This is a genomic window from Actinacidiphila paucisporea (genome assembly GCF_900142575.1).
GTDB lineage: Bacteria > Actinomycetota > Actinomycetes > Streptomycetales > Streptomycetaceae > Actinacidiphila > Actinacidiphila paucisporea.
In genome coordinates this window covers 152804-165607 of the sequence record NZ_FRBI01000008.1, presented here as the reverse complement: position 1 = coordinate 165607, position 12804 = coordinate 152804, and the positions used below count along the sequence as shown (strand labels likewise).

5 protein-coding genes and 1 pseudogene are annotated in these 12804 nt (G+C 71.5%); 1 reads left to right on the top strand and 5 read right to left on the bottom strand.

Annotated elements, in window-relative coordinates:
* Positions 1 to 28 precede the first annotated feature (28 nt).
* The 4 genes and pseudogenes from BUE44_RS14990 to BUE44_RS37465 form a co-directional block, all read right to left on the bottom strand.
* Positions 29 to 3994, bottom strand: a complete 3966-nt coding sequence (locus BUE44_RS14990) for a GH92 family glycosyl hydrolase (RefSeq protein ID WP_073498326.1) — start codon at positions 3992 to 3994, stop codon at positions 29 to 31.
* A 1007-nt stretch (positions 3995 to 5001) separates the two neighbouring features.
* Positions 5002 to 7347, bottom strand: a pseudogene (locus tag BUE44_RS14985) (GH92 family glycosyl hydrolase); the annotation flags it as partial.
* Between the two features lie 621 nt (positions 7348 to 7968).
* Positions 7969 to 8403, bottom strand: a complete 435-nt coding sequence (locus tag BUE44_RS37470) for a universal stress protein (RefSeq protein ID WP_073498324.1) — start codon at positions 8401 to 8403, stop codon at positions 7969 to 7971.
* A 143-nt stretch (positions 8404 to 8546) separates the two neighbouring features.
* Positions 8547 to 8795, bottom strand: a complete 249-nt coding sequence (locus BUE44_RS37465) for a DUF6480 family protein (protein WP_159450255.1) — start codon at positions 8793 to 8795, stop codon at positions 8547 to 8549.
* 267 nt (positions 8796 to 9062) lie between these two features.
* Here BUE44_RS37465 and BUE44_RS14970 point away from each other — a divergent pair, with 267 nt between their 5' ends.
* Positions 9063 to 10193, top strand: a complete 1131-nt coding sequence (locus tag BUE44_RS14970; RefSeq protein ID WP_073498320.1) for a peptidoglycan recognition protein family protein — start codon at positions 9063 to 9065, stop codon at positions 10191 to 10193.
* Positions 10194 to 10272: 79 nt separating this feature from the next.
* Here BUE44_RS14970 and BUE44_RS14965 read toward each other — a convergent pair whose 3' ends face one another.
* Positions 10273 to 12702: a polysaccharide lyase family 4 protein gene (locus BUE44_RS14965; protein ID WP_073498318.1), complete on the bottom strand. Its 2430-nt coding sequence runs from the start codon at positions 12700 to 12702 to the stop codon at positions 10273 to 10275.
* Positions 12703 to 12804 lie beyond the last annotated feature (102 nt).

Sequence of the window (12804 nt, the reverse complement as noted above, 5' to 3'; positions counted from 1 at the left end):
CGGCGGGGTCCGGCGTTCCGGCGTGGCGTCAGCGGTGGGCCAGCAGCTCCACCTCCGCCAGTGAGGTCGTGTCCCTGCTGCCGTTGTTGGCGGTCACCACCAGCCGGTAGGAGGTGTACGCGCCGGGGTGCGCGATCTCGAACGGTCGGGTCTGCAGCCGGTCGGTGAAGGCCTGGCCGCTCCTGGTGTCCAGCGTCCGCCAGTGCGTGCCGTCCGAGGAGCCCTGGAGCTGCCAGCTCTTCGGGTCCTGGGCGGCGGCGGTGCTGCCCGAGGTGAGGGTGTAGAAGGCCGCCTTCCTCGCCGTGGCGGGCTTGCCGCCCGTACCGCTGTAGGCGTACGTGACGGCCGGGTTGGCGCCCGGCAGGTCCACCTGGGTGGCCGAGGTGTTGTCGAACAGGCCGGCCACGTCCGTGCCGCCGGCGGCCGAGCCGGCGCCGAGGCCGGGTCCCGTGGTGTCGGTGAGCGGGTCGGGGGTGCCGCCGGCCGGGGTCAGCGAGGCCGGCAGCGCGTTCTTCCCGGTGCCCCACGAGGACGGCTTGGCGCCCATCGTGAAGTCGAGCACCGCGCCGGCCGACAGCTGTCCTTGCGTCAGGTAGACCTTGTCCCAGCTCTTGCCGTTGACCTTGAGCGACTGGACGTAGACGTTGTCGCGGCTGTTGTTCGGCGCGTTGACGACGATGTCCTTGCCGTTGTCCAGGTGGACGGTGGCCTTGGTGAACAGCGGGGAGCCGATCACGTAGCTGTCGCTGCCGACCTGGAGCGGGTAGAAGCCCAGCGCGCTGAATATCTGCCAGGTGGACGTGGCGCCGTTGTCCTCGTCACCCGGGTAGCCCTGGCCGATCGAGCTGCCGGTGAACAGCCGCTGCTGGATCTGCCGTACGGCGGCCTGCGTCTTGGCCGGCGCCCCCGCGTAGTCGTACATGTAGGGGATGCCGAAGGAGGGCTGGTTGCTCATGCCCAGCTCGCCCATCCGGACGTCGCGGGCCTCCAGCATCTCGTGGATGGTGCCGCCGTAGCCGCCGGCGTCGCCGTCCGCGGTCTCCTGGGTGCCGAAGAAGGCGTCGAGCTTCTTCTCCAGGCCCTTCTGGCCGCCGTAGAGCGCGGCAAGGCCGTTCGGGTCCTGCGGCACCGTGAAGGCGTAGTTCCACGCGTTGGTCTCGGTGTACTCGTTGCCCCACTGCTGCGGGTCGTACTGCGCGTCCGGGACGCGCCACGAGCCGTCCGCCGTGCGGCCCTCGAAGAAGCCGACGTTCGGGTTGAACAGCGTGGTGTAGTTCCGGGCGCGGCCCAGGAAGTACGCCGACTCCTCCTGGTAGCGCTCGCGGTCGGCCTCGGAGGTGTGCGGGGCCTTGGCGAGCCTGGCGGCCATCGTGCCGATGCCGTAGTCGTTGATGTAGCCGTCCAGCGACCACGAGACGCTGCCGTCGACCGAGGTGTCGGTGTAGCCGTCGAACACCGAGGTGTCCAGGCCCTTGCGGCCGACGCCGCCGGCCGTCGGGAAGACGGTGGCGTTCTTCACCGCCGCCTCGTAGGCCGCCTTGGCGTCGAAGTTGTCGACGCCCTTGGCGAGGGCGTCGGAGAAGGCCACGTCGGAGCTGGTGCCGGTCATCAGGTCGGCGTATCCCGGCGAGGACCAGCGGGCGGTCCAGCCGCCGTCCTTGTACTGCTGGACGAAGCCGTCGGCGAGTTCGCCCGCGGTGTCGGACTCCAGCAGCGAGTAGGCGGGCCACTCGCTGCGGTAGGTGTCCCAGAAGCCGTTGTTGACGTAGACCTTGCCGTCCACGATCTTCGCGCCGGTCCGGGTGGGCGTGCTGGCCCCGGTGGCCGGGGAGAACGGGCTGGCGTACTGGTAGACCGGCTTGGCGGCCGTACCGGTGTTCTCCGCACCGGAGTTGGGATACAGGTTCATCCGGTAGAGGTTCGAGTACAGCGTGGTGAGCTGGTCGTCACCGGCGCCCTGGACCTCGACCTTGCCGAGCTTGGCGTTCCACTGCCGCTCGGCCCGGTTCTTGACGGTGTCGAAGGAGGTGCCCTTGGGGATCTCCAGGTCCAGGTTCTTCTTCGCCTGGTCGGCGCCGATGAACGAGGTGGCGATCCGCATCGTCACCGTCTTGTCGCCCGAGGTGTCGAACCCTGCGTAGCCGGTGACGTTGTCCCGGCCCTGCCCGGTGACCTTGGTGGCCGTGCCCGGGGTCCGGTCGAACTCGCCGTGCACGTACATCCGCGTCGCGGCCTCGCCGCCGCCGGTGTTGACGTCGGAGTAGCCGTCGAGGGTGCCCGCGGCGGCGTCGAAGGTGAGACCGCCGTTGTTGTTGACGTTGTCGAACAGCAGGTCACCGTTGTCGCCGGGGAAGGTGAAGCGGAATTCGGCGGCGTGGTCGGTGGGCGCTATCTCGGCCTTGATGCCGTTCTTGAAGGTGACGCCGTAGTAGTGCGGCTGCGCCACCTCGTCCTTGTGGTCGAAGGCCAGCGCCCGCTTGCTCCGGTTCAGGTCCGGCGTGCCGGCCGCGGCGGACGGCATCACCTGGAAGGTGTCGCGGTCCCCCATCCAGGGGCTGGGCTCGTGGCTGATGCCGAGCGCCTGGAGGGTCGGCAGGTTGTCGGCGTTGTTCTGCGCGGCGTAGCTGTACTCCCAGCCGGTCGAGCCCGCGTCGGTGACCGGCGTGAAGAAGTTGAAGCCGTTCGGAACCGCCGTCAGCGGCAGGTTGTTGCCGCGCGAGAAGGAGCCGGAGGCATTGGTGCCGCGCCGGGTGTCGACGTGCTCGGCGTAGCTCGCCGAGGTGTCGCGGGCCGGGGCCGCGCCGATGGCGAGGTCGTCGATCCAGCCCTTGAACTGGGTGTTGGCGCCCGCCTCCGCGCTGCCGGCCGGGTCGTCGTAGCCGAGCAGGATACGGTCGATCGTCTTGCCGGCCGCCACCTTGCCGATCGCCGAGGCGACGGCGTTCCACTGCGAGGCGTAGAGGATCTTGCCCGCGCCCTGGCCGTCAGGGCTGAGCGTGACGCCGTTCTGGTCCTGCGCCGGGGTCCGCAGCCTGCTGAGGTAGCTGCCGTCGGTGAAGTGCAGGTCGATCGAGGCGTACGTGCTGGGGTACTTCAGGTCGCCGCCGGTCAGCTCGGGGAAGATGTCGTACGACAGCTGCGTGTCACGGTGCACCGGGATGTGCACGTCGTAGAGCTTGTTCCAGGCGTGCACGGCACCGGAGCGGGTGTGGCTGCCCGCGTACTCCAGCGCCTTCAGGCCGGTGAAGCCGACGCTCGGCTTGACGTTCGGACCCGAGGAGGGGCCGGCGCCGATGTCGCTGGTCATGCCCGACACCGGGGGCGGGGGCGCGGAGCCGTCGGACAGGATCAGGTCGGCGAGCTGCACGATGCCGCCGCTGGTGTTCGCCGTGACGTTCAGCCGGTAGTAGCGGTACGCGCCGGGGTTCGCGACGTCGTAGACGTTGCTCTTGAGCCGGCCGCTGAACTTCACGCCGCTGCGGGTGTCGAGGGTGGTCCAGCCGGCGCCGTCGGCGGAGCCCTGGAGGGTGAAGTCCTTCGGGTCGCGCTCCGGGGAGTCGTTGGCGGAGGTGAGGGCGTACTTCTTGACCGTCACGTCCTCGGACAGCTTGTACTGCAGCCAGCCGGTGCCGGCGAAGGTGAGCCACTTGGTGTTGGCGTCCTCGTCGGCGGCGTTCTTGGCGACCTCGTTCGGCGGGTTGTCCGAACTGGCCGTGACCTCGGCGATCTTGTCCTTGACGCTGCCGGGCAGCACGGGCAGGGTGCCCGCGGTCACCCCGGAGACCTCCGGGTCGCCCTTGGCGTCGGTCTCCGCGGTATCGGTCCAGGTCGGCTGCGGGTCACCGGACTCGAAGGACGTCGCGAAGGCGGGGCCTTGCCCCGAGCCGGCCGACTCGGCGTGCGCGAGGGCGGACGCCGGTGCGGTCAGGCCCAGGACGACCACTGCGGCCAGCAGTGGTCTGGTGAGCGTGCGGCGGGTTCGGCCACTTCTCATGCGGTGCTGCCTTTCTGTTCTCGTGCTCTCTGTTCTCGTGCCGGCGGCGCTGGTGCCGGCGGTGCTCGTGCCGGTGAGCCGGCGGTCCGTCCGCGTCATGCGTTGCGCCCGCTGAGCGCGTAGAGGGCCAGACGCGGGTCGTCGGGCAGGGTGAGGGAGACCGCGGTCCGCGCGGGGTCCAGCGGTACGGTCAGATGCCAGATGTCGACCGCGACGCCGTCCGGTGCGCCCTGCGCGTTGTAGCGGCTGCCGGCGTGGACCGCCCGGTCCTCGCCGAGCCGGGGGCCGCCGGCCGCCCAGTCGGTCGCGGTCAGCGGGACGTCCGCGGTGGTGCCGTCGGCGTAGTGGACGGTGCCGGTGGCCCGGACGTCGCCGTGGTGGGCGGTGAGCAGGACGTCGAGCGCCGAGTAGGCGCGGGCCGTCAGCGGCACCGTCTGGCCGTGGGCGGTCGCGAAGTTCGGCGCGCTGCCCGCGGTGTCGGGGAAGCGGTAGGCGTGCCCGCCGAGCACGCCCGTGCCGGGCGCGGGCAGTTGCTCGGCCGGGAAGCTCGTCCCCGTGCCGTCGAAGTCCGCGCCGGTGCCGCCCGCCGTACCGACGCCGTCGACCGTGTACTGGGCCGACAGGTCCTGCGGGCAGGAGCCGGTGGCGCCCTGGCAGGTCGCCGTCGTCACCGAGACCTGCACCGTCCTGGTGACGGCGGGGCCGCCGGCCTGCGCAACCCCGACGGTGACCGGGTAGGTCCCGTCGGGGGTGCCCGCGGGGGCGGTGATGTGCACCGGCACCTCGTGGGTGGCGGGCAGCATGCCGGAGGCGACGGTGAAGGAGCTGTGCGCCGGGTCCGCGGTGAGCGGGGCGGGCGCGGTCACCGTGACGGTGCCGGACGCCGTGCCCGGCGCGGTGAGGACCGCGTCGACCGTGACGTCGGCCGCGGTGCCGCCGCCGAGCACGCCGACCGGGGACGGGGAGACCGAGGCGGCGGTGCGGCGCGTGGTGTCGGTGGCGGTGTCCAGGGCGGGCGGCGCGTCGGAGGGCGCGGTGCCCCACGCCGAGGGCGAGCCGCCGACGGTGAGCGCGATGTCCTTGCCCGCCCTGATGTCGCCGGTGGTGACGTAGGTGTGGGTCAGACCGCGGCCGCCGAGCCGCGCCGACTGGATGTAGCGGTCGGTGCCCGAGCTGCCGGGCGCGGTGATCGCCAGCCGGCCGTGCGGGTAGTAGTGCCGGTCGAGGGTGAGGTCGACCCGGCTGAACAGCGGGGTCGACAGGCCCCACAGGTCGGTGCCCGGCGCCATCGGGTAGACGCCGATCGCGGAGAGCACCTGCCAGGCCGACATGGTGCCGAGATCGTCGTTGCCGGTGACGCCGTTCGGCGCGTCGGTGAAGAGGGTCAGCGCGGCGTGCACCACGTCGGTGGTCTTCCACGGCTGACCGGTCGACAGGTAGGTGTAGGGGGCGCTGAGGTCGGGCTCGTTCTGCGGGTTGTACTTGTCCTGGTTGTAGTACGAGTACGGCCCGTTGACCCACACGTCGCGGGCGGTTCCCGCGGGGTCCGCGACCAGCTGGTCGTAGGCGAAGAAGGAGTCCAGCCGGGCGTTGGCCGCCTGGCTGCTGCCGATCAGGCCGACCAGGCCGGGCACGTCCTGCGGGACCAGCCACATGTACTGCCAGGCGGTGCCCTCGTGGAAGCCGGTGCTCGCCGCCGGGTCGGCGGGGCCGACGAAGCCGCCGTCGGTGTCGCGGGCGCGGAAGAAGCCGGTGCGCGGGTCGAAGACGTTGCGGTAGTTCTGGCCCCTGGCCAGGTACCGCCGCGCGTCGGCGGTGTGGCCGAGGTCGCGGGCCATACCGCCCAGTGCCGCGTCGGCGAGGGCGTACTCGAGCGTCGCCGACGGCCCGTGCTGGAAGTCGTTGTCACCCGGCTTGCCCGGGTGCGCCGGGTCGTACGGGACGTAGCCGCCGGCCAGGTACTCGGCGTCGGCCTGCCGCCCGGCCGCGGGCGAGGACGCCGGCGGGACGGTGTCCACGTGCTTCTTCAGCGCCTGGTAGGCCTCCTCCTCGTGGCCCTTGAGCAGGCCCTGGCGGTAGGCGTCGACCAGGAAGGGTGTGACGGGGTCGCCGGTCATGATGTTCGTCTCGACGGTGGCGTAGCCCCAGCGCGGCAGGCTGCCGCTCTGCTGGGCGACCCGCAGCAGCGACAGCGCCATGTCGCGGGACTCGCGCGGCGCCAGCAGCGAGAGCAGCTGCTGCTGGGTGCGGTAGGTGTCCCACAGCGACCAGTTCTGGTAGTACGTCGAGCCGTCGCCGGAGTGCACCTTGTCGTCCCAGCCGGTGTAGCGGCCGTCGACGTCGCTGCCGATGTTCGGCGCGAGGAAGGAGCGGTAGAGCGAGGAGTAGAAGGTGCGCTGCTGCTCGTCGGTGCCGCCCTGCACGCGGATCTGGCCGAGCCGGTCCTGCCAGGCCCGCTTGGCGGCGGCAGCGGTGGCGTCGAAGCCGCCGCGGCCCTCGGCGGCGAGGTTCGCGGCGGCGCCGCGGGCGTCCACCCAGGACAGCGAGGTGACCGCGGTGACGCTGCGGTTCGCGGTGGTGTCGAAGCGGACGTAGGCGCCGCCGAGGCCGGTGGAGGTGGAGGTGCGGCTCCCGGCGGTCACGTCGGCGCCGTTCCAGGTGCCGTAGGCCGTGAAGGGGCGGTCGAAGCGGGTCTCGGTGTACACCGTGTACGGCCGGGTGTCCTGGCAGAAGCCGCTGCCGGTGATGGCGGTGACGACCGTGCGGTCATCGAGCACCCTGACGGTGCTGGAGGTGACCTTGTGCAGCGCCTGGCCGGAGTTGAGCAGGACGTTGGCCTGGTCGGTGGCGGGAAAGGTGTAACGCTGCCAGCCGGTGCGGTCGGTGGCGGTCAGCTCCGCGGTGATGCCGGTGCCGAGCTTCACCTTGTACGAGCCGGGCGACGCGGTCTCGTCGGCGTGGCTGAACCGGGCCGCGTACTGCGTGTCGTCGGTCGCGGTGATCGCGCCGGTCGTCGGCAGCACCGGCAGGTCGCCGCCGAGGCCGCAGCCCACGCCCGACAGGTGGACGGCGCTGAAGCCGAGGATGTGGTCCTGGTTGTAGTCGTAGCCGGTGTTGTGCCCGGTGTCGGGCGACAGTTGCACCATGCCGAAGGGGACGGCCGCGCCGGGGTAGGTGTTGCCGTCGTTCTGGGTGCCGATGAAGGAGTCGACGAGGTGCGTGAGGTCGCCGCCGCTTCCGGCGGCGCCGGTGGCACCGGCGGGCTGGGCCGGAAGCATCGCCGCCGCCGCGGCGAGGAGCGCTGTGGCCGCGGTCGCCGCGGCGGTCCGCAGGCGCTGCGTTCGTGGAGCCATACTTTCCTCTCTCCGCCCCCCTGACAACGTTGTCAGAGGGTCAACTACACCTGTCACGCCAGAGGCCTGAGGTGCCGGACACACAAGTGAGCCGTGAGGAATCCTGTACTCCGTACCCGGCAGCGTCAATGATGCAACACGCATCAATATTGCCGAGCCGGTGATTCGAGCCGCTCCGGAAGGTGGCAGCCCGTCAATCGCCGCAGGTCAGCGCGGCGTTGCGGGGGCCGAGAGGCCGCCGGCACGAGTTCGTCAAACGGTGAACCGTTTCAGGCCGACTCGCACCTCCGGACCGCGGTCACCGCCTAGGGCCTGTCCGGCGGATCTTGGCGGATCAGCCTGCGGCGTCCGGTGCCGTACATCGCAAGGCGGAGAATCGTCCTCGTACCGGGTCGTACAAGGATGATTCGACAACGCTGGGGGCACCTCCCGCCGAAGGCAGGGGGAGGGGTGCGGTGCCGGGCGTCGCAGGCCCGGCAAGATCCGCCGGACAGGCCCTAGCGGGTCGCCCAGCTCGTGCGGGGGGCCCAGGAGGGGACATCTCGCCGCACGAGGAAAACGGATCGACCCGGCCCGACCGCGGATGCGCGGTCGGGCCGGGCCGATGCGTTGCCTCCGGGGTCAGGCCTCGGTGCGGACGAGGAGGACCGAGACCGGGGACGTCTTCGCGACACCGCGGCTGACACTGCTGTGGAGCAGCGCGGAGATACCGCTGTAGTGGCCGGGGCCGACCGCGATTAGGTCGCTGCCGAGAGCCGAGGCACGGTCGACAAGGATGCCCGCCAGGTCCTCGCGCAGGCCCTCGTCCACCTCGCCGTCGGCGCTGACGCCGTCGGCGCGCAGGCGGGCCAGGGCCTCCTCGACGACCTGACGGCCCTCGGCGGCCTCCTCGGTGGTGTAGACGCCGCCGGAGATGCCGTCCGTGACGACCTGGGCGGGCCTGATGTGTATGACGTGGACGGCCGCCCCGGTCAGTCCGGCGAGCGACGCCACGGTGTCCAGCACCCCTGCGCCGTGGGACGTACCGTCGACGGCGGCCAGGATGTTCTTGTACATACGATCAACTTCCTTGCCCGAAGGGGCCCCAGAGGTCCGCGGCCCGCCGACTGGGACAGCCGCCCGGCGGACCGATCGATTCCCGGCGCCGGCGTGACAACCGCCACGTCGGGGGCCCTCTCGCGACAAGGAGTCACCGCAGGTCACAGCATGAGTTCGATCGCCATCCCCAGCGCGCCCGCGGCGAAGACCGCGACCACGAGCATGATGCCGATGACCGGGGCGGTGGCCCAGCCGCGGCTGAGCGGGTCGCGCTCCGGCGCGTCGAGCGAGGAGACGCCCGACTCGGCGGGCGAGGTGTGACCGGCCAGTTGCACCGCGTCCTCCGGGACGCTCAGCCCCTCGTCCGGCAGGTGCGGGTTCACTGGCTGTGCGGGGTGGGTGACCGCCATGGTGGGTCCTCCGATGCTCGGCCGGGGAAACTCCGTGCGCACCTCGGCTACCCATGCGCGGTCCGGCTACCCATTCCGGGCACGTGGACGGCGCAGGCGCGGCACGGAGACGGCGCGGGAACGGCGCGGGGCGGGCCGCAAAGGGGATCTTCCCCTCAAGCGGACCCCAATCTTGAGAAGTTCCCGGCCGGGCGCCCGCTCGCTCCTTATTCTCCGGTAGTCATCGGCAGTCGAAAGCTGCCGCCCACTGTCCACTGCGGAGTATGCATGGCCTTGCACGAGCACGAGGTGGATCGCCGAACGCTGTTCAGGGTCGGACTGGGAACCGCGGTCGCCGCGGTTGTCGGCACCGAACTCGCCTTCTCCGGTACCGCCGAGGCAGCGCCCTCGGCCGAGTTCCCCTGGATCATCGACTGCGACAGCTGGGGCGCCCGGCCGCCGTCCAGCCCGATCCAGATCACCGGCAACACGACGAACAAGATCATCCTGCACCACATGGCGTTCCCGAACGTCACGGACTACTCGCGCGAGCACGCCGTCCAGCTGGCCAAGGACTGCCAGAACCTGCACATGGACACCAACGGCTGGGCGGACACCGGCCAGCACTTCACCGTCAGCCGGGGCGGCTACGTCCTGGAGGGCAGGCACCGCAGCCTGGAGACCCTGGACGCCGGCGGGCACCAGGTGGTGTCGGCCCACTGTCCGGGTGAGAACGGCAACGCCATCGGCATCGAGAACGAGGGCACGTACATCACCGAGACGCCGCCCGAGGCGCTGCTCGACTCGCTCGTGCAGCTGTGCGTCGCGGTGTGCCGCCAGTTCCGCCTCAACGCGTGGGACATCTTCGGCCACTGGGACTTCCGGATCACCGACTGCCCGGGCATCGCCTTCTACGCGCAGTTCCCGACGATCCGCACGCGGGTGCTGCACGAGCTGGGCGTCCCGTCCTCCGCGGCGCCCGAGCGGCGGTGGCCGGACATCTGGCGCTTCGTCGACAGCCCGGTCGTCCAGGTGGGGCAGTACCTGCTCGACAACGCCGGATACGCGCTCACCGCGAACGGCGTCTTCGGTCGCGACATGAATGCCGCGCTCGCCGACTTCCAGACCACCCACGGCATCCCGGTGACCCCGGACGCCACCTTCGACACCGCCACCTGGGAGGCGCTCGCCCCGCCGCTCGACAAGCACGCCACCGGGCTGCCCGTCACCGCGCTCCAGTTCATGCTGGTCCGCAAGGGCTACGCGGAGGTGACCGCCAGCGGGGAGTTCGACCACCCGACGATGAAGGCGGTGCAGTCCATGCAGCACCTGCACGGCCTGACCCCGAACGGCAAGGTCGACCTCAGCACCTGGTGCGCCGTGGTCGGCGGCACGGTGCGGGAGGCCTTCTGCCGCTGAGCGGACGGCCGCGGGTCCCCCGCCCGGCGGCGGCCGGACGACGTGTCCGGCCACCTGCCGGGCGGGGGCCCGTACGCGCTCAGTGCCCCGGGCGGCCTTCGGCGGTGGCCCGGGTGCGGCCGCCGTTGGCGGACAGGCCGAACTCCAGCGCTCCCGAGCCGCCCGGCGGGCGGCCGCCGCGGGTCGTCACGGTCAGCGACGCGGTCCCGCCGGGCGGGATCGTGGCGGCCACCGGGACCGGGAAGCTGTTCGGGTCGGCGCCCACCACGGCGGGCCGGTCCGTACCGCCCTGCCGCCGGCCGTCCGACCAGTCGAGGGACACCAGGCGTACGTCGTTGGCCGGTCCAGAACCGTGGTTGGCGACCTCCACCCGCCAGGTGCTCGACCCGTGCGACGTGCCCAGGCTCGTCACCCTGCCGGCCAGCCGGGCCGGCCTGGCGGCCTGCGTGCCGTCGACCTCCAGGACGACGGTGTCCCAGCCGAAGCCGCCGGAGGGCGGGTTGGGCTGCGGGGTGCCGGACGCGCCGCCGTCACCGGTGGTGAAGGTGAGGGTGTTGTCGCCCGCCTTCAGCAGCGAGGCCGGGAAGGTCAGCACCGCGAGCCGCGGATAGCCGCTGCGGTCGGCCTGCCGGCCGATCGTGGAGTCGTTGTGGTTCGGCAGCGATCCGACGATGCCCGCCGCCGTGCCGTTGACGGTGACGACCGGCGGCTTGCCCGACTGCATGGACGAGGACACCGTCAGGTAGGCGGTGCCGTCCAGCGGCGCGTCGAGCGGGAAGTGCACCGTCCAGATCCCGGAGCCGACCTGGGCGTAATACCAGTCCTCGGGCTCCCAGTCCTTGCCGATGGTGAATGACAGGCTCGGCGGGATCAGTCCCGGCTTGAAGTAGTCGCGCGGGCTGGGCCGCACCGGCGACTTGGTGGCCAGCGCGTACTCGCCGCCGGTGCGGTCGGCCCGGCCGATCTGCCACAGGAAGGTGGAGTGCTCGACCGGCGACCAGGTGATCGTGCCCAGGTTCTGCTCGCGCCCGCCCACCGGGACACCGGTCTGCTTGTACTGGCCGGTGATCGAGCCGTCGGCGGCGAAAGCGTAGAGGACGTACGTGCCGGCGTCGGTCGTGCCCGGCTGCCAGGCGGGCGGCACGCCGGGGATGGTGAAGAAGCCGTTCTCGTCGGTCCTCACGAAGTGCGTGGCCTCGTGGATGGTGTAGACGTCGTCCACGTCCTGGGTGCTCAGCAGCACCCACAGGTCGGCGGCGGGGCGGCCGTCGGCGATACGTATCCGGCCGGTGACCGTGGTCCGCCGCCCGGGGGGCGGGTACAGCGGGTCGCTGACCCACGCCGACCCCGCGCGGTTCTCCTCGATCTCCTGCTGGGCGATGAGCGCGGCCTGGTCGATCACGTCGTCCGGGTGCGCCGGGTCGCCGACCGTGACGTAGCTGAACCACGGGCCGTACAGCCGCCGGTAGCCCGCGGGCAGGCTGTAGGAGGGCAGGCCGTAGTGGTTGGGCGAGAAGTAGTTGAGGATCAGCGCGTCCTGGTGGATGGCCAGGTCCTGGCGCTGCGGGCCGACACCGTAGAAGCCCGCGAGGGTCTTGTCCGACACGCCGCTCAGCGGGGTGAACCACACGCCGAAGCCGTTGCCGTAGTGGCCGAACATCGGGTTCTCGTAGTGGTAGTGGCTCCAGTCGTACTTGGTGTAGACGTCCCCCGGCTTCGTACCGCCCGCGTTGCTGCCCGGGGAGGGCAGCTCAGGGTTGTTGACGCCGTCCACCAGCCACGTCTCGTCGCCGACGCTCTGCTGGGTGGCGAGGTAGGCGTACGTGGGCTGCTGGCCCTTGCCGCGCTCCCAGTTGTAGCAGTGGTCGAGGATGGCGCGGTCCCAGCGGGTGTTCATCCTGATCTCGCTGATCGAGGTCGCCGCGGTGGCGGTGAGGATGTCGTAGCCGTACAGGCCGCGCTTGCCGGTGCGCATGATCAGGTGGTGCTCGTGGCGCAGCGGCTCGCTGGTCAGGTCGACGAACGCGACCTCGACCAGGTCGCGGCTCACCCGGACGACCTTGACCTCGCCGCAGATCAGCCGGGACTTGCCGCCCGCGGCGTCGATGTAGAACGAGTGCCGGCGGTCCGGGTCGCGGGGGTCGACGCCGTTGAGGTTGTGCGCCAGTTCGGTGCCGTCGACCACGACGGAGGTCGCGGTGATCGAGGTGTCCGTCCAGCCGGTGACCACGCCGCCTGCCGCGTCGTCCCGCCCGAAGGTGAAGCGCACCAGGCCGTTGTCCAGGACGACTTCCCCGGCCTCGGCGGGAAAGGCGTAGCTGCCGACCGCGGCCGGCTCGCCGTCGACCAGGAGGGTGACCCCGGCGGTGTGGCCCGCGCCGTGGCCCGCGCTCTGCGCGGCGGGTTCCGCGGACGCGGTGCCCTCGGCGCCCAGGACGGTCGCGGCCGCGCCGGCACCGATGAGGCCGAGCGTGGATCTACGCGTCAGGTGGCTTTCTTGCCAGGACATCAAGGCTCCTCGTGCTGGTGACGGTCGGGCACACGAACGATCAGGGCGCCGGCCCGGAATCGGGCGCACGGCGGTGCGGGACACAGCTCCGCCAGGGACACC